Here is a 19060-nt window from a genome sequence, read left to right as displayed (position 1 = left end):
TTTTAGCGACCAACTTTGGCTTAGAGTTTTGATTCGTAGCGTCTAAGCATATAAAGACGCTTAAGCATTTTTTTGCGAGCTGAAATCTTCTGTTTTTTTCTTATTTCAGTCATAGGTTCAAAAAATCTTCTAGCTCTTACTTCGGTAACAACTAAATTTCTATCAACTTGTTTTTTGAATCTTCTATAAGCTTCATCAAAAGACTCATTTGGATGTACCTTAACTCCCGGCACTTCCATCACCACCTTTCGTAAAATTTCGAGTTTTGATTATATCTAAAAATAGTTTAAAAAAGCAAATTTATAGCCAAAATAATCTGTTTATGATAAATTCAATAGCCATTTATAACAAAACTGTATCATTACGCTCACACACAATTAATGAAACCTCCTTTTTTCAAAACCATAAGAAAATTTATTCTTATGGTTTTTTACTTAATTAAACTTTTCTTTGATATAATACTTAAATAACAAAGGAATAAAATGCAATTAACTCATTTAGATAAAAATAATAGACCAAAAATGGTAGATGTTAGCACTAAAGATATCACAACACGCATAGCAAAGGCAAGCGGAATTATAAAAATGTCTAAAGATGCATTTGAAATGATTAAAACAAACTCGGCAAAAAAAGGCCCTGTTTTGCAAACAGCGATAGTTGCAGCTATAATGGGGGCTAAACAAACTTCAAATCTCATACCAATGTGCCATCCCTTAAATATAACTGGCATAGACACACATATAGAAGAGCTTGATGGCGATTTTGGTTATAAGCTTTTTGTTAGCGTTAAACTAAATGGCAAAACAGGTGTTGAGATGGAAGCATTAACAGGTGTTAGCATCGGGCTTTTAACAATTTATGATATGATAAAAGCAGTTGATAAAAGTATGATTATAAGTGAAATTTGTTTAGAAAGCAAAAGCGGTGGAAAAAGTGGCGAATATGTGCGAAAATAGGCCTAAAATCAACTATCCGTGTTTTTGGAAATACAAGCTTATAATATCAAAAGATGAAAAAATCGAAAACATAGTAGCTTTGGTAACTAAACAAAAAGAATATAAACTTGAGTTTTCAAATTTAAGTAGCAACGGAAAATACCAAAGCCACAATCTAAGCGTTTTTGTTCTAAATGACAAAGAGAGATTAGATATATTTAACAAATTAAAAAGTAAATGCAAATTTGTTTTGTAAAGGAAAGATATGCAAAAAGATATATTTTTAAATTTTATAGATAAACACAAAAATGATGAAGATTTTGCTCTTCGCCTAAATGATAGTGTGTTTGATATGTATAAAGATGAGTTTTTAGGGGAAATTCAAAAAGAAGAAAAAATAATATGTATTTTTTCGCAGCTTTGCGAAGAATTAAAAAGCAAAAATTTACTAAACAATGAAACTTTATCGTCAATTATGGATGGTCTTTTTAGAGCTAGTGTATATGAAAAAGAGCAGTATTTTCACAAACTTATATATGAAAACGATCAGATAAAAAAGCAAATTTACGCACAAGGCAGAGATATACGAAACTCTCTTGTTGATATTTATAAAAATATAGAAAATAAATTTAAAAAAAGCGATAGTCCTTATAAAGATATGATTTTAGATGTTATTGATGAAAGACTAATAGGTGGATTGGAAATTTTAGGCATACTAAAAGAAACTTCGGAATCAGCATTTTTAACAACGATAGAAAATGGCGAAGATGTTGAAGATACAGCATATGAAATAAGTAAAAACATATCTTATCTAACAATAAAAGAAGGTAAATTTGAAAAAGAAAGAATTTTAAATATATCAAAAGTTATCATAAAAGCGGCTATTGAAGTGGCAAATGAGAGCAAAATTTACGCTAACTCGCTTATAAAAGGCGTGATAAATGGAAACAAAGATGGAATTTTTAAATCCATAGAAAAACTAAATGATGATATAAAATTTGTTCCAAAAGAGATAAATCAAAATCTTTTAGAAGCTACAAAAGAGCTTCAAAATATCGAAAATGACTTTATAGAGCTTTTAAAAAATATATCTTTAGAATGCGATGAGCCCTCAAAATCAATTATAGAAGATATATTGCAAAATAGTTTAGATAGTTATCTAGCTAAATTTATAAGACTTACAAATGATACAAAGCAGCTTATAATCTCTAAAATGGAAGATATAAAAGAAAATGAAAATATAGAAGAATTTGCTAAAAAAGCAAATGAAAAAATGCACTCTTTAAAACAAGAATTTAGTAAAAAAAGCTTGAAAATATTTAAAAATTTAGAAGCACAAAAGAAAGAATTAGATAAATTTGAGATAGAAAACGCGAAAAAAGAGATTACATCAGAAGCAAAAAAGCTTGGAAACAGAGTATATGACGGTGCGAAATCGCTTATAGAACAGACAAAAGAGAGTTTTAAAAGAAAATGAAAAAAATTATAGCTTGTATAGACAGCAGTTCGCTTAATAAAAATGTGTGTGAAAGTGCTATAAATATAGCTAAAATGTTAAATTTAAAAATTTATTTTTTAAATGTTAATGAAGTTTTGCAAGATTATGCAACATCTTTTGCAATGATGGGAGTTATGGATCCAACTCATCAATATCACATAGATTATGAGATTATAAAAGAGTTAAATGAAAGCAAAGATAGAGCAGCTGAGTTAAAAAATACTTTAGGCTTATACAATAAATTTGCACTAAATAGCGGTCTTGATTCTCAAATCATACAAGAAGAAGGCGATTTGGTTGTAAAAATACAATCTCTTTGTGACGATGAAAGCATACTTGTAATAGGAAATAGTGCGAGTTCTAATCAAATAAGCAGAAATTTATTTGACATTATAAAATATGCGAAATCTCCTATTTTCACTCTAAGCTCAAACATACAAAAAGTTGATAAAATCCTAGTAGCTTATGATGGATCTAATACAAGTGATAAAATACTTGATTTTGTTTGCAAAAACTTCAAAAATGCAGAAAAAATAATATTAAATTTAAACGAGAGCAAGGAAAAATCCGATCAAATTTTATCTAAAGCAAAAGAAACTTATAGTGATGAAAATCTCAAATTTATAAGTATTCACGGAAGTATCGATGAGATGCTTGATTTTGCAAATAAAAATGAGATAGATTTGATAGCTTGTGGGGCATTTAACTCAAATCCTATAAAAAGATTTTTCTTTGGAAGCTTTTCTGCAGAATTAATAGAAGAATCAAAATTACCAAATAGTAACAATTTCATAAAAAATATATAAGGAAAAATAATGGCTTTAGTAAGCGTAGAACAAGCAATTGATGATTTAAAACAAGGAAAAATGCTTGTGATGGTTGATGATGAAGATAGAGAAAATGAAGGAGATATAATTTTTGCAGCTACTTTTAGCGATACACAAAAAGTAAATTTTACTATAACACACGCAAAAGGGGTGCTTTGCACACCAATAAGCGAACAAATAGCAAAAAAATTTGATCTTGCACCTATGGTTAGTTCAAACACATCTTCACACGAAACAGCTTTTACTGTTACTATAGATGCAAAAGAAGCAACAACGGGCGTTAGTGCTTATGAAAGAGATATGACAATAAAACTTATGTGCTCACCCACTGCAACTGCTGATGATTTTGTGCGTCCTGGGCATATTTTTCCGCTAATTGCAAAAAACGGTGGCGTTTTAGTTAGAACTGGTCACACTGAGGGTTGTGTGGATTTATGTAAATTAGCTGGGCTTATGGAAGTTGCGATATGCTGCGAGATTGTAAAAGATGATGGAAGCATGGCTAGAAGAGATGATTTGGAGCTGTTTTGCGAAAAATTTGGACTACATATGGTTGCGATATCTGACATAGTAAAATACAGACTCCAAAATGAAACTCTAATAAACATAGAAAAATCCTCTAATGTTAAATTAGCTGGATATGAAGTTATGCAATATGAGATAAAAGATCATTTAGATAGAACTCATTTTGCTTTTGTTTTTGGAAATATTTCTAAAAGAAGCGTTGTAAAATTTGAAAAAATATCATCAAATGTAGATTTTATGACAAATAAAAAATATGACGACCTTATGAAAAGTTTAGAAATTCTTAACGAAAAAAATGGCATTTTGCTATTTTTGGATGATGGCAATGATAGTAAAAATTTAATAAAAAACTATGGTATAGGAGCTCAAATTCTAAAACATTTTGGCATAACGCAAATTGATATGATTAGTTCAAGCTCTAAAAAAGAATTTGTTGGTATAAAGGGCTTTAACCTAGATATAGTTTCATATATCAGTTAAATTTACTCTCCAAATCTAGTAAAAATTTTTTTATTTCTATGCCACCAGAATATCCGCCAATTGAGTTTTGAGAGACTATTCTGTGGCATGGGATAATGATTGGAATTTTATTTTTTGAGTTTGCATTTCCAACAGCCCTGTAAGATTTTGGCAAATTTATCATTTTCGCTATATCTCCATAAGTTGCTGTTTTGCCATATTTTATGCAAAGCAAAGCCTCATAAACACTTCTTTGAAATTGTGTTGCAACTATATGTAAATTTACACTAAATTCTCTCAAATTTCCACTAAAATATTCGTTAAGTTCTTTTATGCATTTTTTTATATGGGTATTTTTTGTATCTAAATTTATAAAATTGTTTGTGAAATTTATCTCACGAATTCCTATTTCATCAGCCATAATTTCTAAATTTCCAACAGGTGTTTTCATATAAGATTTTTGCATAACAATCCTTTTTTATAAATTTAGTAAATTTTATATTTAAATGAGTTAAAATTACTAATTAAATTTAAAAAGAAGCAAACGATGGAATTTGAAATTTGGCAATTTGGTATATTTTTTATAGCTGCATTTTTGGGTGGTTTTGTAGATGCTATAGCAGGAGGTGGCGGACTTATCTGTTTGCCAGCACTTCTAGCTATGAATGTTCCTCCACATATTGCACTTGCTACAAATAAATTGCAAGGAAGTTTTGGGACTTTTACGGCTGCTGCAAATTTTTGGGCAAAAGGTTATATCGACAAAAAAGAGATAATAACTGGGATAATTTTTACATTTATAGGTGCGTGTAGTGGAACAACACTTGTGCTTTTTATAGATGCGAAATTTTTAAACTACATAATCCCTTTTTTGCTTATTGGTATTTTTATCTATACAATTTTTTCGCCAAATTTAGGCGAGAAAGACACAAAAGCTAGAATGTCTCCAAAGCCTTTTTATATCATTTTTGGACTGATTTTAGGATTTTATGATGGCTTTTTTGGACCTGGGGCTGGATCATTTTGGACATTTGCATTAGTTGGCGTTCTTGGACTTTATATGAAAAAAGCCGTTGCACACACTAAGGTTTTAAATTTCGTCTCAAATTTCGTCTCTTTGGTTGTTTTTATATTTGGCGGACAAATTCTTTGGCTTGTTGGATTTATAATGGCATTAGGTCAAATTTTAGGCGGATATTTTGGCTCAAATTTTGTTATTAAAAAAGATGTAAAATGGATAAAGACAATATTTTTAATCATAGTTGCTTTAACCATTTTAAAAATTATTTATGGATTTATATTTTAAATCTTTTTAGCATAAGCAAAAACCCTAAATGAGTTTAGTATGGCAAGTATCGTAACTCCAACATCTGCAAATATTGCTGCCCACATAGATGCAAAACCAAAAATAGCCAAAATAAGCACAAATATCTTTATGCCTATACTAAAAATGATATTTTCGTAGGCTATATTTATAGTTTTTTTAGAAATTTGCAAGGCTGTTTTTAGTTTATTTAAACTACTATCAAGCAAAACTATATCTCCAGCTTCTATTGCGGCACTACTTCCAAACATAGATATACCCACATCAGCTCTCGCTAAAACAGGAGCATCATTTATACCATCTCCTATATAACAGATAGTTTCATTTTTTGCTTTTTTATCCATCAAGCTTTCTAAAATTTCAACTTTTTTCATCGGTGTTAGCTCTGCAAAAACATGGTCTATCCCAAGTTTTGTTGCTATAAGTTTTGCTGAGTTTTCTTTATCTCCTGTTAGCATAAATGTTTTTATTTTTTTGCTTTTGAGATATTTTATAGTTGTTATAGCATCATATCTTATCTCGTCTTTAAATGTAATGTATCCCGCAAATTCTCCATTTATTGCTATAAAAGTAGAAGTTTTATCAAGTTTTGGAAGTACAAAATCTTTTAGTAAATTTGCATTCCCAATCAAAACCCTACTTCCTTTTATATCTGCTTTTATGCCAAATCCGGGAATTTCTTCTAAATTACTAACTAAATTTTCATCTAAATTTATATCCAAATTTTTTGCATATTTTATAAGCGAAATGCCGATGGGATGAGATGAGTAAAGTTGTGATAAAGCCGCAAACTCAAGTATATCATTTTTACTAAATTTACAAACACTTACCACCTCATCAACCATAAATTCGCCCTTTGTAAGCGTTCCGGTTTTATCAAAAACAAAAGTTTTTGCCTTTGAAAGCACATCTAAAAAATTACTTCCTTTTACCAAAATTCCTTTTTTACTTGACGCTCCTATACCTCCAAAAAAACTAAGTGGTACAGATATCACAAGAGCACAAGGACAAGAAACTACTAGAAATATTAACGCTCTATAAAGCCATTCTTTAACCTCGCCAGTAAAAAATGGCGGAACAATAGTTATAAATATTGCCACAAAAACTACAATGGGCGTATAAACTCTAGCAAATTTGGTTATAAATTTTTCTTGTTTTGATTTTTTTGTTGTAGCATCTTCTACAAGCTCTAAAATTTGGGCTATAGTTGAGTTTTCAAAGTTTTTTGTAACCTTAACTTCTAAAAGCCCATTTATATTTACATATCCACTTGTTATTTCATCGCCAGTTTTAAGTTCTTTTGGAATGGGCTCTCCTGTGATAGCTGAGGTGTTTAAAGATGAATTACCGCTTATTATAATGCCATCAATTGGCACTTTTTCCCCTGGTTTTATGAGTATAATATCGCCTATATTGATAGAATTTGGATCAACTTTTTTATGCTCGCCGTTATCTAGTTTTAAATTTGCATATTCTGGCATAAGCTTCATCGCATCTTTTAGAGAATTTCTTGATTTATTTAATGAGTAGCGTTCAAAAGTTTCGCCTATCTTATAAAACAACATTACGCCAACTGCTTCTAACTGCTCTCCTATGAAAAAAGCTCCAAGAGATGCTATACTCATCAAAAAATTCTCATCTAAAAAAGATTTTTTTGTTAATGTTTTAACGCCATTTAAAAGAACATCGTATCCTACAACAATATACGAAATTGCCAAAAAACTAGTTTTTAAAATATTATTTTCTATAAAAAATGAAACAATAACTATAAAAATACAAACACAAATAAAACTTATATCTTTTTTCATCTTATAAAATTTCCATAATAGTATTTGGCTCTATTTTAGAAATGATACTTTGACATCTGTTTAAAATTTCATCTTCCATATTTTCATCATAATTTAGCTTCATTTTAGTTGTTATGAAATTTATACTAACACTTTGGACGCCATTTATTTTTGATATTTGTTCTTCCATTTTAGAAGCACAATTAGCACATTCTAAATTTTTAAGTGTGAATTTTTTACACATTTTTTACCCTTTATTCGTTTATATGAATCAAACTTTGATTTAAAATAGTGCTTATATGTTCATCTCTTAAACTATAATACACAACTTTGCCATCTCGTCTATTTTTAACAAAACCGCCTTGTTTAAGCACCCTTAACTGATGAGATATGCTTGAATTACTCATACTTAAAAGGTATGCTATATCACAAACACACATTTCATTTTGACTTAAAGCCCAAAGTATTCGCACCCTTGTGCTATCTGAAAAAATTTTAAAAAAATCCGCCAAACGCTCTAAACTATCGTCTTCTGGCATATTTTTCATTACATTTTTTACTATATCTTGATGTATTATGCTAACTTCACAAAAATCCATACGCACCTTCCTAAATTAAATAAATTTAATTATTTTATATATGAATATATGTTCATATATAAAATAATCTAGAATTATACTTTTTTTGAAAACGGTTGTCAAGTAAAAAAGATTTTAATCAAACAATACATTTTTTAGCCCAAATCTATTTTACTGCTAAAAAACATAGATATTTTACAGGCATAAAAAATTTAAAAAAATAATCTAAATTTAAAAGATATTTTATGAATTTTTTTCAAGAGCAATCATACAAAATATTTTCAATTTAATTTTTTAGATTAAGCATTAATATTTATAATATTTTAAAAAGCTTGTGTTAAAATTAAAATATTACAAATTAAAGGATAAAAAATGGACTTCTTTACTCGCTACAATGAAGAAAAAAGTAAAAGAAATGAGATGGGAATTCCCCCTTTAGCCCTAAGTGCGTCTGATACAAAAGAAATTTGTGAGCTATTAAAAAGTGGTGATGCAAAAAGCGATGAACTTATAAATCTACTAAAAAATCGCGTAAATCCGGGCGTAGATGACGCTGCTAAAATCAAAGCTGAATTTCTAAATGAGATTATAAACCACGATTTATCGATAAATGGTATAGATAAATTTCAAGCCATAGATATGCTAAAAACAATGCTTGGCGGATATAGTGTTATTGTTTTGATATCTTGTTTAGAAAATAAAGATGAAAAAGTTACTAAACAGGCTGCAAATACACTTAAAAATACAATTTTTGTTCATGATTATTTTAACGATATCTTAAAACTAGCCAAAACAAACAAATACGCCAAAGATATCTTGGAATCATGGGCAAACGCGGAGTGGTTTAAATCAAAAAATGATATACCGCAAAAAATACAAGCAGTGGTATTTAAAGTTGATGGGGAGACAAATACAGATGATTTAAGTCCAGCAAGTGAAGCTTTTAGTCGTAGCGACATACCGCTTCATGCTCTAGCAATGTTACAAAAAAAAGTCCCAGATGGTATAAAACAGATAAATAAACTTAAAGAAACTAAAAAGCAAGTAGTTTATGTTGGAGATGTTGTGGGAACAGGAAGTAGTAGAAAAAGTGCGATTAATTCTATCCAGTGGCATATAGGAACACAAATAGATGGTGTGCCAAACAAAAAAACAGGTGGAATCATCATAGGCTCAACCATTGCTCCGATATTTTTTAATACAGCACAAGATAGCGGTGCCTTGCCGATTATAGCAAATGTTGATGAGTTAAAAACAGGAGATGAGATAGAAATTTATCCTTATAAAGGCGAAATTATAAAAAATGGTAAAGTTGTAAGTAAATTTGAACTTATCCCAAATACAATAAAAGATGAGGTTAAAGCAGGTGGGCGAATACCTTTAATAATCGCAAAATCGCTATGCTACAAAGCTAGAAAAGCTTTAAATTTAAAAGATGATGAAGATATTTTTATAAAACCAACTCAACCTCAAAATGATGAAAAAAGTGGCTACACTCTTGCTCAAAAAATAGTTGGTCGTGCTTGTGGATTAAAAGGCGTAAGAGCTGGAATGTATGTAGAACCACAAACCTTAACGGTTGGCTCACAAGATACAACTGGACCGATGACAAGAGATGAGATAAAAGAGTTGGCAAGTCTTGGATTTAACGCTGATTTTGTACTTCAAAGCTTCTGTCATACAGCAGCTTATCCAAAACCAAGTGATGCACTAACACATAAAACATTACCAAATTTTATGAGTTCAAGAGGCGGTGTTGCGTTAAAACCAGGAGATGGAGTAATTCACTCGTGGTTAAATAGAATGGTTTTACCAGACACTGTAGGAACAGGCGGTGATAGCCATACGAGATTTCCTATAGGCATAAGTTTTCCTGCAGGAAGTGGACTTGTAGCATTTGCAGCAGTTTTAGGAATAATGCCTTTAAATATGCCTCAATCTGTTCTAGTTAAATTTATAGGAAAAATGCAACCTGGTATAACACTAAGAGATCTTGTAAATGCTATACCATATTATGCTATAAAACAAGGACTTTTGACAGTATCTAAAAAAAATAAAAAAAATATATTTGCAGGTAAAATTTTAGAAATACAAGGACTTGAGAATTTAAAAGTTGAACAAGCTTTTGAGTTAAGTGATGCAAGTGCTGAAAGAAGTGCTGCAGCTTGCACTGTTGCACTCAAGAAAGAGCCAGTAATTGAATATCTAAAATCAAATATAGTTTTAATAGATGCAATGATAAAAGCAGGCTATGAAAACAAAGAAACTTTAGAACGCAGAAAAGAAAATATGCAAAAATGGCTTGATAATCCAGAACTTTTAAAAGCAGACAAAGACGCAAAATATGCTCAAATCATAGAGATAAATATGAATGAAATAACTGAGCCAATTTTAGCTTGTCCAAATGATCCTGATGATGTTGCAACACTTAGTGAAATTTTAGCTGATCCAAAAAGACCAAAACATATTGATGAAGTTTTTGTTGGAAGCTGTATGACAAATATCGGTCATTACAGGGCTTTAGGGGAAATTTTAAAAGGCGAGGGGCAGATACCTACTAGACTTTGGGTTGTTCCTCCAACTAAAATGGATCAAGAAAAATTAAAAGCAGAGGGTTATTTTAGCCTTTTTGGTACAGCTGGAGCTAGAATAGAAGTTGCTGGATGTTCTCTTTGTATGGGAAATCAAGCACGAGTAAAAGATAATGCGATAGTATTTTCAACATCTACTAGAAACTTTGATAACAGAATGGGAATGGGGGCACAGGTTTATCTAGGAAGTGCGGAACTTGCAGCAATGTGTGCAATACTAGGAAGACTGCCGAGCAAAGAAGAATATCTAAATATGGTTCCAAAAAAATTAGAAGGAAAAGAACACGAAATTTACAAATATTTAAATTTCAATGAGTTAGAAAATTTTGAATTAAAATAAAGCCTTTTTCAAGGCTTTATTAAAATGGAAGGACAACTCCGCCATTTTCTTTAATTTTTACACTACTGTTTTTACCTATGTTTGAATTAATGCCACTATCTTTTTTTCTACAAATATCTCCTTTTTTAACACTTCCTTCTAAAATTTTAGCATAAGACATTTTTGAGCTTGAGCGGATGATTTCTATGCTAGCTGTTTTGTTTTCAATACTTCCAACACTCTCTTTTGTATAAGAATCCGCTATCTTTTTACCTTGTGAAAAAACATCATAAATTTCACCAATATTTAAGCTTTGAGATATGATAACTTCATTATTTACAACATCTGCAACTTTTAGGGGATAAATGGCATCTATTATCTCAAAGCTAATTTCGTTTGCGATTTTGTTTGTAGCTTTTGAAATGATTTCACCTAAAGAATTTCCACTTGCATTAATACTGAAATTTTTTGTTCCAGAAAATTTAACTTGCCTTGTAGCCATCATTAAAACCCTATATTCGATTCTTGTAGTAATTTTATTTTGAGTTTTTCCAGTTAAATTTGAAGTATTTTTTGAAATATCAAAATCAGAAATATTTGTTATTAAAATATAATCAGCACCTAATACATTTCCAAGCTTTAATGCTTCATCGTTTGCGGCTTGCTTTGAACTAACAACAGCTTCTTCCAATGCATAAACACCAGGATTACTCACTCTATCTAAAATAGTAAATTTCCTAGTGTTTGTCATAGCATTTAATATATCTTGGGTAAGCGGTCTAGTTAGTTCTTCTTTGGCAATTTTACCCTCAAAAACTAAAAAATAATCCCTATCGCTAAAAACAGGCAAAACTGCCATTTTGCGGCGATTATTTGGATCAAGTCCAGGGGTTTTGTATTGTTTTGATGAGTATACTTTTTTAATGGTAACATCTGCTTGAAACATTCCATCAAACTGCGATATGTTATCTACACTAAATCCATCAACTCTGCCATTTGTAACACGATTAATCTCAGACGAATAAGTGTCTTTTATATCACTTTGACCATTGTTAGCCACAGCTTTTGTTGAGATAAACTTAGAACTATTTACTTTTACGCCTTGAAGCTTTCCTAATGCTTCTATAATGGCATTATTTATAGCTTCTTCTCTTGTTACACCACTTCCGCTCCCAGCCATAGTTTTTGTATTGATATTTTTTATTACCTCAGCATTTAAATTTAAAAGCAAAAAAATAAAAACAATTATTAATTTTTTCATAATTTTTCCCTAAAAATCATCCAAATCATTTACCATTTTACTTTTACTTGAAACATCTTGTGACTTTTTTACGGCTTTTTGTTGTGTTTGATTTGAATTTTTACCATTTTGAATACCTAAAACTTCATTTGTATTTTTAACATTCGCATAAGAGTAAAATCTTACAACTCCAACATGTTCGACATTATTTTTATCAGATGCTGACCATCTTTTTAGTGTTCTTATGCCCTTTAGTTGCATATTTGAGGTTGCTTTTACTTCACTTGAAGCTATATCTATGATATTTTTTGCAACTTTTTCACTCTCTTGAGTATTTCCAGATGTGATTAGCTGAGTTAGTGCATGCTCTACATCTTTTCCACTTTGAGAATTTTCTTTTAAAGACAGGCTTAAAGCTACAAACTCGCTAATTGCTGCATCGGCTTGAGCGGCTGCTTGTTTTTGTGCTATATCTTTTTGCCTTTTATTTACATACTCATCTGAGCTATTTTTAATATATCCCCATCTACCATAACTCAAAATCACTGGCGCTCCATTTTCATCATAAACCAAGCGGATACCAAATTCATCTAAAAATCCATCATTTGTAGTAGGTAAAAACTCTTTTATATTTTTACCTTTGCCTTTTATGATAGAATTTCTTTTAAATTTCATATCTCTTGCGATTTGAACTGTTTTTTCGCTCATTACAGCAATAACGCCTATATCATAAGTAGAACCATCTTTTGTAACTGCGGTTTGAATCGGAACTAAGCCCGAAATTTGTCCCATAGCAGTTGTTTGGATATTTTTTACTAAATTTTCAGCCATCAAAATCTTTTTTCTCTCTTCGCTAAGACCTTTTTGAAAATCAACACCTAGATTTGTTAGCATCTCATCAAGTTTAGCACCAGCTAATTCTGAGATTTTTGTCAAAAGCTGAGCAAATATGCTCTCAGGTGGAAGTTTTTCAAATTCTTTTGCATTTGTAGAGTTATCAGTAAAAGTTTTTCTTAAAGTTTGAGCCGCTTGTTTGCCATAAGTATCTCTTATAAAATCTATTTGTAAATTTAAAAATGCCTCATTATATGCAACAGATAGTGCCTTAGCAAAATCAGCATCGTTTGTACCTACCATTGCAGTTGCTTTTGCACTAAAAAATGTTTTACCATTTATACTCTCTCCATAACTTATACCATACTCATTTGCAAACTCATCAAAAAAATCTTCAATGCTTTTTGGCGTGATATCTTGAGCGGATGCATCACTCATAGCATTTTGAGCCTCAACTTCATTTGCAGGAATCTCAGCAACGCTATTTGTTGTTACTTCATTTGCACATAAAGACATTGCAAAAATTGCACAAATAGATAGTAATTTTAAATTTTTAAACATATTTTCTCCTTATCACCAAGTTACTGTTTTATTTGAGCCAAGTTTGCCAACAACAATCTCATCTTCCCAAAATGCTAATCCGCTAGCAAGCTCTGTTAATGTAAGCTGAAAGTAGTATTCTACTAATTGATCGCCCTTGATAGTTTTTGCATTTCTTTGAATGATTTTACCGCTAAGCCCCATATCCGGTGCTATCATAGTGCCTTTTTTGGCTATTGTATTTTGATTTATCTCATCATTATCTCTTAAATCTCTAACCGAGTGACTAAGTGTTGATTCTGCGCCGCCTACTTTTATAGCCGATGTTACAACTGCTTTACCGCTTTTTAACATAGCTATTCTAATTTTTTTAATAAGCATATCAGTATCAATTCTTTGTGTTGTATCATTGATAACCTGATCAATTGCTACTACATATCTACCGCCACCTGGCTTATTTAAAGCACCGCTTGATAATAAACTTTGCGTTGCGTCCATTGCTGCTTTTTCAAAATCACCCTTATCTATACCCATAGTTACGGGTGCAACGCTTGATCCACTGCCATCGCCTATATATTGAGGTTGTTTTGTACAACCGCTCAAAAGCAAAATAGCTAACAAAGAGGTAAAAATTAAAGTTTTTTTCATATTATTTCCTTAATGTGAATATTGTTTATGATACGAATCATTGCGATTTTCATCATCATCTGTTGGTTCTTGTAGCATTATCTCAAAATCCTTTGATTTAACACTAGGAGAAATGCCATGGATATTAAGAGATCTACCCTCTTCAACCAAAGTTTTTGTCCATTTTGACATAATAGTTTTTTGCGTAAAACCATTTTCATCTTTCCAAATCACTTTATAACTTACTAACTTATTTGAACTACTTGTATTTGTAAAAGTAACATCAAATTCAATCAAATCGTCACTTCTTTTTACAACATTGACATCATCTAATCTAAGCCATTTTTGCAAAGATTTATCATCAAATATAATATGTGAACCATTTTTTACATTTATTTCATTGTTTTGCATTGCATTTTGATTGCTAGAACATCCAACAAAAAACAGTAAAAAACCAAACAAAAACCATTTAAATACTTGCATTATATCTCCTTAAAAAATTATTTTATGAATACTAAAAGAACCTTGTATAGGTGAATTTACATAAATAATAGCATTTTTATCATCAGGTATACTTAGACTTTCTATAATGCCTCCTTGTGAATTTTTTATATCAACACTTTTTCCTAAATTTATAACTCTAGCTGCTTGAAAATTTTTTGGCAAAGAAACCCAGCTTCTTACATCTGCTTTATTTGTTATTAGATTAAAAATTCCAACGCCAATCCCGGCATAAGTATTTTGATCCATAGACGCATAAGCAGCAAGTGTTTTTATGGTTGTTCTTATCAAAGATTTTGTTACTATAAATGGGAGTTTTGTTTTAAATTCCGTTTTTATAACTCTATCCATATTCGAAATTTCAGAAGAAGTTTCGCCATCTATTGTTAAATATTCATATGAATTTATGCCATCTTTTATAGTAGGCAAAGCTATACCAACATAAGGAACTTTATCTGTAACGATAAATAAAGGAATATCTAGCCTAAACTCATCTTTTGTAGCACTTTTTCCATTTTCATAAATGAGCCATATGTATTTTTTATGATTTTTACCAACAAGAAGTTCTTGTGAAAGTTTAAACTCACTTTTTAAAAAAATATTTTGTGGTTGCATAGCGAGACTTTCTTTAAACATTTCATTAGCTTTTTTATAATCCTTATCAGCTATGAAAAAAAGCCCTGCCATGTATGTAGCAAATGGATTTATAAAATCAGGATAAGTCACAAAATCAGCAAAAATACTTTTATTATATGCATCATATACTACATTTTGAGTTTCTTTATTTGTAGCTATTTTTGTAGCATTTGAATCTTCTTTTTCTAACTTAGCAATTTCTTCTTCTATCTCTTTGCTAAACTCATCTTTTGCGCGACGCTGTCTATCAAGAGCTCTATTAAACTCAACTCTAGCATCGCCAAATTTATCAATAGACATAAAATTTAAGCCCTTATAAACATTTACCATTATACTTTCATAAATATTTCCTCTATAACTATCCATATTATCATTTAAAAAAGTAGTTCCTATAGTTTTTGCAAGTTTTAAAGCACTATTTTCTAAATCTACATCACTTTTGTAAAGCTCTTCAGCTTTGTCAAAATAATAATTACTAGCATTATAATCAAGACAATTTCGTTTCATGCTTCCATTAAGCTCATACCACATTAAAAGATCTAAATTTGAATTTGATTTTTCATCTATAAAGGTATCATCGCAAGATTTTGTGTTATAAATGGTGTTGTATTGATTTAAAACATCAGAATAGCCAACAAAAGTTTCACTACAACCAACCAAAAAAAACATGTATATAAAGATAAAAAAATATTTATTCATACTATACCTTGTTTATAAATTTAATATAAACTTAGTATATCTTATATAAAATTTATGTTAAATAAAAATTACAAATTAATTTATAATCTATTTTATATTTTCATCTTTAAAGTAAATCACACAAGCTCGTTTAACACTTTTATTGCATGATCTTTAGCTTTTACATTTTTATATACTTTTATTATGTTTCCATTTTTATCTATAACAAAAGTTGATCTTACTATGCCAAGATACTCTTTACCATAGTTTTTCTTAACTTGCCAAACCCCATAAAGTTTTGCAACTTCTTTATTTGGGTCGCTAAGTAAAATATGGCTTAAATTGTGTTTTTGTATAAAATTTGCATGTGATTTTACGCTATCTGGACTAATGCCGATAATGACTGTATTTTTTTTCATAAACTCATCATAATTTTGGCTAAACTCACACGCCTCAGTTGTGCATCCTGGAGTGTTATCTTTTGGATAAAAATACAAAACTACATTTTTACCCACAAAATCTCCTAAAGAAACTTTTACACCATCAGCATTTTCTAACTCAAATTTTGGAGCTTTGTCTCCCTCTTTTAGCGTTATTTTTCTTTCTATATCATCTTTTAAAAAATCGCTCATATTAATCCTTTGACTCTAAATCTTTAGCACCAAAATAAAAACTATCTTTTGGCAAATCCTCAAAAAGAACTACAATTCTTTCTGGATTTTTTCCTAAATTTCTAACCATCACATCCATAATCTCTTTAGCCACTTTGTCTTTTGTCTCTTTATCTGGAAGCGGACTTGCTAGTTTTACATTTATTATTGGCATTTTTTCTCCTTATTTAAATTATCTTAAAAGTTGAATATTTGCTTTTGATCTTAGTTTGTCAAAATACTCATTTATAGCGTTTTTTTGCTCAATTTCAGCCATTTGGTTCAAAATTTGCTTTTTAACTCTATCAAATGCTATAACCCTTGCTCCATTTTTTGATGTTATAAAATACATTTCATACTCATTACCAGATTGCAAAATAGGAGTAAATTCATTTGATGGCGTGTTTTGAAACAAATATAACTGTTTTTGCGTCAAATCAACAGTGTTTATGCTCATTTTTTCACTCTTAATGCCTTCTTGTGTTTTTGCAAGAGATTGTTTGGCTTCATTAAGTAAATTTTTATCTTTTGAACTATATCTTATAACATCTATACTATCAAATATAGTAAATAACTCTTGATTATTATTATAATATTTTTGGGCACTTTCTTCACTAACATTTTGTCTCATAGAGTAAAATACAGAGCCATATAATTTTTCTTGTTTTATAGCATCGCTTGTTTGTTCTTTAAATTTATCATAATTTATTCCTCTTGAGGCTAAAATAGACTTAAACTCATCTAGACTAACTCCATTTTGAGCTGCGATTTGAGAAATTCTCTGCTCTACTTCATAATTTGTCGTAGTTATGTTTAAAGACTTTATTTGTGCATCTTTTAACTTTTCTTTTATAAGAACTTCTAATGCTACGCTTTGGTCGCTTTTTAGCTCTCTAGCAGCAACACTAACTTCATTTAAAGTAATTGGTTCATTTTCTACGATTGCAGCTATACCATTAATCATCTCTGCGTTTAAAAGATTAGTAAGCAAGAGAAATATAAATAATTTTTTCATGAAAAACCTTTATTTAAGCATTTACAAAATATAATACAAGAAAGATTATATCATTTTTTTATTAAATTTATATGGAGAATTATAATGATAGTTACTCGTTTTGCACCATCGCCTACTGGATATTTGCATGTAGGAGGACTTAGAACAGCACTTTATAACTATCTTTTCGCAAGAGCAAATGGCGGTAAATTTGTTTTGCGTATAGAAGACACGGACTTAAAAAGAAACTCAGTTGAAGCAGCTCATGCCATAGAAGAAGCTTTTAAATGGTGTAAGCTTGACTATGACGGAGAGATTATATATCAAAGTAGCAGATTTGATTTATACAAAGAATATGTTCAAAAACTTCTTGATGAAGGAAAAGCTTATAAATGCTATATGAGTAAGGTTGAGCTAGATGAGTTAAGAGCGTCCCAAGAAGCTAGAAAAGAACGCCCAAGATATGATGGAAGATATAGAGATTTTACAGGCACACCGCCAGCCGGGATAGAGCCGGTTATACGCATAAAAGCACCCACTAGCGGAACAATAGAATTTAGAGATGGTATAAAAGGTGATGTTAAATTTAACTGCGAAGATATGCTTGATGATTTTATCATTGCAAGAAGCGATGGAACACCTACTTACAATTTTACAGTAGTTATAGATGACGCACTCATGGGTATAACTCATGTTATAAGAGGCGATGATCATCTTTCAAATACACCAAAACAGATTGTATTGTATCAAGCTCTTGGTTTTGCAATACCTGAGTTTTTTCATGTTGCTATGATAAATGGAAGTGATGGCAAAAAACTCTCAAAAAGACACGGGGCAACCGATGTTATGGAGTATAAAGAGCTTGGTTATTTGCCTGATGCGCTTTTAAATTTCTTAGTTAGACTTGGTTGGAGCCATGGCGATGATGAGATTTTTAGCTTAGAAGTTATGAAAAAATACTTCAGTCCATACTATATCAACAAGTCAGCAAGCACTTATAATCTTAGCAAACTTGACTGGCTAAATGCTCATTACATAAAAACATTAAGTTTTGATAGATTAAACAGCGAAATGAAGCAATTTGGATTAAATTTCAAAGACATACAAAAAGGCGAACTGCTTTTAGAAAGTTTAAGATCAAGAGCAAAAACACTAATAGAGCTTAAAAACAGTGCGCTTTCTATCATCAACCGCCCAACAAGCTACGATGAAAAAGCCTTAAATAAATTTATAAATGAAAAATCTGTAAATTTGCTAGAAAAATTTGAAAATATACTAAACGACAATCTTAAAACCGCAGCAGAATTTGAAGAGATAACAAACGAGTTTTTAAAGCAAAACAACTCTACCTTAAAAGATTTAGCACAACCGCTTAGGATAGCAATAACTGGAACCAGTGTTAGCCCTTCTATATTTGAAGTGTTGGAAATATTAGGGTCAATGGAAGCAAAAGAAAGAATAAAAATGTTAATAAAATTTTTATAATAGATATTAATATTTATTATCAATAATTAAAT

The 19060-nt window shown here is 30.3% G+C and carries 21 protein-coding genes; 8 read left to right on the top strand and 13 right to left on the bottom strand.

Annotated elements, in window-relative coordinates:
- Window positions 1-20 precede the first annotated feature (20 nt).
- Window positions 21-233, bottom strand: a complete 213-nt coding sequence (gene rpsU / locus CSPT_RS00855; RefSeq protein ID WP_033917069.1) for a 30S ribosomal protein S21 — start codon at window positions 231-233, stop codon at window positions 21-23.
- Between the two features lie 249 nt (window positions 234-482).
- On the opposite strand from rpsU, the gene moaC reads away from it, so the two are divergent.
- Genes moaC through CSPT_RS00830 form a run of 5 tightly spaced genes read left to right on the top strand, consistent with a single transcriptional unit; the run spans window position 483 to window position 4265 of the window.
- Complete coding sequence (gene moaC / locus CSPT_RS00850; RefSeq protein ID WP_089181870.1) at window positions 483-956, top strand: cyclic pyranopterin monophosphate synthase MoaC; 474 nt, start codon at window positions 483-485, stop codon at window positions 954-956.
- Window positions 934-1191 carry an HP0495 family protein gene (locus CSPT_RS00845; protein ID WP_089183277.1) on the top strand — a complete coding sequence of 86 codons (258 nt, stop codon included), beginning with the start codon at window positions 934-936 and terminating at the stop codon, window positions 1189-1191. The genes moaC and CSPT_RS00845 overlap by 23 nt, the downstream gene beginning before the upstream one ends.
- A gap of 9 nt (window positions 1192-1200) precedes the next feature.
- The gene (locus CSPT_RS00840; protein WP_089181869.1) at window positions 1201-2412 is read left to right on the top strand and encodes a hypothetical protein; all 1212 of its coding nucleotides are present in this window, start codon (window positions 1201-1203) and stop codon (window positions 2410-2412) included.
- On the top strand, window positions 2409-3239 hold the full coding sequence (locus CSPT_RS00835) for a universal stress protein (RefSeq protein ID WP_089181868.1): 831 nt from the start codon (window positions 2409-2411) through the stop codon (window positions 3237-3239). Before CSPT_RS00840 ends, CSPT_RS00835 begins: the two co-directional genes overlap by 4 nt.
- 9 nt (window positions 3240-3248) lie before the next feature.
- On the top strand, window positions 3249-4265 hold the full coding sequence (locus CSPT_RS00830; protein WP_089181867.1) for a bifunctional 3,4-dihydroxy-2-butanone 4-phosphate synthase/GTP cyclohydrolase II: 1017 nt from the start codon (window positions 3249-3251) through the stop codon (window positions 4263-4265).
- Here the strand turns inward: CSPT_RS00830 and CSPT_RS00825 are convergent.
- A complete protein-coding gene (locus CSPT_RS00825; protein ID WP_089181866.1) occupies window positions 4258-4710 on the bottom strand; it encodes a methylated-DNA--[protein]-cysteine S-methyltransferase in 453 nt (150 codons plus the stop codon). The two genes, CSPT_RS00830 and CSPT_RS00825, sit on opposite strands and share 8 nt — an antisense overlap.
- A gap of 81 nt (window positions 4711-4791) precedes the next feature.
- On the opposite strand from CSPT_RS00825, the gene CSPT_RS00820 reads away from it, so the two are divergent.
- Window positions 4792-5550 carry a TSUP family transporter gene (locus CSPT_RS00820; protein WP_089181865.1) on the top strand — a complete coding sequence of 253 codons (759 nt, stop codon included), beginning with the start codon at window positions 4792-4794 and terminating at the stop codon, window positions 5548-5550.
- Here CSPT_RS00820 and CSPT_RS00815 read toward each other — a convergent pair.
- Genes CSPT_RS00815 through CSPT_RS00805 form a run of 3 tightly spaced genes read right to left on the bottom strand, consistent with a single transcriptional unit; the run spans window position 5547 to window position 7954 of the window.
- Window positions 5547-7376, bottom strand: a complete 1830-nt coding sequence (locus CSPT_RS00815; RefSeq protein ID WP_089181864.1) for a heavy metal translocating P-type ATPase — start codon at window positions 7374-7376, stop codon at window positions 5547-5549. The two genes, CSPT_RS00820 and CSPT_RS00815, sit on opposite strands and share 4 nt — an antisense overlap.
- Window position 7377: 1 nt before the next feature.
- Entirely contained in the window at window positions 7378-7599 is a 222-nt protein-coding gene (locus tag CSPT_RS00810; protein WP_089181863.1) for a cation transporter, read from the bottom strand.
- A 10-nt stretch (window positions 7600-7609) separates the two neighbouring features.
- Window positions 7610-7954, bottom strand: coding sequence for an ArsR/SmtB family transcription factor (locus tag CSPT_RS00805; protein WP_089181862.1), 345 nt, complete (start codon window positions 7952-7954; stop codon window positions 7610-7612).
- 351 nt (window positions 7955-8305) lie between these two features.
- Between CSPT_RS00805 and CSPT_RS00800 the strand changes: the two genes are divergently transcribed.
- Window positions 8306-10864, top strand: coding sequence for a bifunctional aconitate hydratase 2/2-methylisocitrate dehydratase (locus tag CSPT_RS00800; protein ID WP_089181861.1), 2559 nt, complete (start codon window positions 8306-8308; stop codon window positions 10862-10864).
- Between the two features lie 19 nt (window positions 10865-10883).
- Here CSPT_RS00800 and CSPT_RS00795 read toward each other — a convergent pair whose 3' ends face one another.
- From CSPT_RS00795 to CSPT_RS00760, 8 genes are all read right to left on the bottom strand, one after another.
- Window positions 10884-12104, bottom strand: coding sequence for a CsgG/HfaB family protein (locus tag CSPT_RS00795; protein WP_089181860.1), 1221 nt, complete (start codon window positions 12102-12104; stop codon window positions 10884-10886).
- Window positions 12105-12113: 9 nt separating this feature from the next.
- On the bottom strand, window positions 12114-13478 hold the full coding sequence (locus CSPT_RS00790) for a DUF6844 domain-containing protein (RefSeq protein WP_089181859.1): 1365 nt from the start codon (window positions 13476-13478) through the stop codon (window positions 12114-12116).
- Between the two features lie 12 nt (window positions 13479-13490).
- Complete coding sequence (lpoB, locus tag CSPT_RS00785) at window positions 13491-14105, bottom strand: penicillin-binding protein activator LpoB (RefSeq protein WP_089181858.1); 615 nt, start codon at window positions 14103-14105, stop codon at window positions 13491-13493.
- Window positions 14106-14114: 9 nt separating this feature from the next.
- Complete coding sequence (locus tag CSPT_RS00780) at window positions 14115-14567, bottom strand: DUF1425 domain-containing protein (protein WP_089181857.1); 453 nt, start codon at window positions 14565-14567, stop codon at window positions 14115-14117.
- Between the two features lie 9 nt (window positions 14568-14576).
- Window positions 14577-15920, bottom strand: a complete 1344-nt coding sequence (locus CSPT_RS00775; protein ID WP_089181856.1) for a COG3014 family protein — start codon at window positions 15918-15920, stop codon at window positions 14577-14579.
- A gap of 116 nt (window positions 15921-16036) precedes the next feature.
- Window positions 16037-16495, bottom strand: a complete 459-nt coding sequence (gene bcp / locus CSPT_RS00770) for a thioredoxin-dependent thiol peroxidase (RefSeq protein ID WP_235610089.1) — start codon at window positions 16493-16495, stop codon at window positions 16037-16039.
- A gap of 37 nt (window positions 16496-16532) precedes the next feature.
- Window positions 16533-16724 carry a tautomerase family protein gene (locus tag CSPT_RS00765; RefSeq protein ID WP_089181854.1) on the bottom strand — a complete coding sequence of 64 codons (192 nt, stop codon included), beginning with the start codon at window positions 16722-16724 and terminating at the stop codon, window positions 16533-16535.
- Between the two features lie 18 nt (window positions 16725-16742).
- Window positions 16743-17564, bottom strand: a complete 822-nt coding sequence (locus CSPT_RS00760) for a SurA N-terminal domain-containing protein (protein WP_089181853.1) — start codon at window positions 17562-17564, stop codon at window positions 16743-16745.
- Between the two features lie 84 nt (window positions 17565-17648).
- Between CSPT_RS00760 and gltX the strand changes: the two genes are divergently transcribed.
- Window positions 17649-19028: a glutamate--tRNA ligase gene (gene gltX, locus CSPT_RS00755; RefSeq protein ID WP_089181852.1), complete on the top strand. Its 1380-nt coding sequence runs from the start codon at window positions 17649-17651 to the stop codon at window positions 19026-19028.
- Window positions 19029-19060: the final 32 nt, after the last annotated feature.

Origin of the sequence: Campylobacter sputorum subsp. sputorum (assembly GCF_008245005.1) — a bacterium.
GTDB lineage: Bacteria > Campylobacterota > Campylobacteria > Campylobacterales > Campylobacteraceae > Campylobacter_F > Campylobacter_F sputorum.
The sequence above is the reverse complement of the archived record's forward strand: the minus strand, read 5'-3'. Positions and strand labels throughout refer to the sequence as shown.

Excerpts from the sequence above, each read along its gene's own strand:
- moaC (WP_089181870.1), top strand. The coding sequence starts at position 483 with ATGCAATTAACTCATTTAGATAAAAATAATAGACCAAAAATGGTAGAT.
- CSPT_RS00840 (WP_089181869.1), top strand. The coding sequence starts at position 1,201 with ATGCAAAAAGATATATTTTTAAATTTTATAGATAAACACAAAAATGAT.
- CSPT_RS00835 (WP_089181868.1), top strand. The coding sequence starts at position 2,409 with ATGAAAAAAATTATAGCTTGTATAGACAGCAGTTCGCTTAATAAAAAT.
- CSPT_RS00830 (WP_089181867.1), top strand. The coding sequence starts at position 3,249 with ATGGCTTTAGTAAGCGTAGAACAAGCAATTGATGATTTAAAACAAGGA.
- CSPT_RS00825 (WP_089181866.1), bottom strand. The coding sequence starts at position 4,710 with ATGCAAAAATCTTATATGAAAACACCTGTTGGAAATTTAGAAATTATG.
- CSPT_RS00820 (WP_089181865.1), top strand. The coding sequence starts at position 4,792 with ATGGAATTTGAAATTTGGCAATTTGGTATATTTTTTATAGCTGCATTT.
- CSPT_RS00815 (WP_089181864.1), bottom strand. The coding sequence starts at position 7,376 with ATGAAAAAAGATATAAGTTTTATTTGTGTTTGTATTTTTATAGTTATT.
- CSPT_RS00810 (WP_089181863.1), bottom strand. The coding sequence starts at position 7,599 with ATGTGTAAAAAATTCACACTTAAAAATTTAGAATGTGCTAATTGTGCT.
- CSPT_RS00805 (WP_089181862.1), bottom strand. The coding sequence starts at position 7,954 with ATGGATTTTTGTGAAGTTAGCATAATACATCAAGATATAGTAAAAAAT.
- CSPT_RS00800 (WP_089181861.1), top strand. The coding sequence starts at position 8,306 with ATGGACTTCTTTACTCGCTACAATGAAGAAAAAAGTAAAAGAAATGAG.
- CSPT_RS00795 (WP_089181860.1), bottom strand. The coding sequence starts at position 12,104 with ATGAAAAAATTAATAATTGTTTTTATTTTTTTGCTTTTAAATTTAAAT.
- CSPT_RS00790 (WP_089181859.1), bottom strand. The coding sequence starts at position 13,478 with ATGTTTAAAAATTTAAAATTACTATCTATTTGTGCAATTTTTGCAATG.
- lpoB (WP_089181858.1), bottom strand. The coding sequence starts at position 14,105 with ATGAAAAAAACTTTAATTTTTACCTCTTTGTTAGCTATTTTGCTTTTG.
- CSPT_RS00780 (WP_089181857.1), bottom strand. The coding sequence starts at position 14,567 with ATGCAAGTATTTAAATGGTTTTTGTTTGGTTTTTTACTGTTTTTTGTT.
- CSPT_RS00775 (WP_089181856.1), bottom strand. The coding sequence starts at position 15,920 with ATGAATAAATATTTTTTTATCTTTATATACATGTTTTTTTTGGTTGGT.
- CSPT_RS00765 (WP_089181854.1), bottom strand. The coding sequence starts at position 16,724 with ATGCCAATAATAAATGTAAAACTAGCAAGTCCGCTTCCAGATAAAGAG.
- CSPT_RS00760 (WP_089181853.1), bottom strand. The coding sequence starts at position 17,564 with ATGAAAAAATTATTTATATTTCTCTTGCTTACTAATCTTTTAAACGCA.
- gltX (WP_089181852.1), top strand. The coding sequence starts at position 17,649 with ATGATAGTTACTCGTTTTGCACCATCGCCTACTGGATATTTGCATGTA.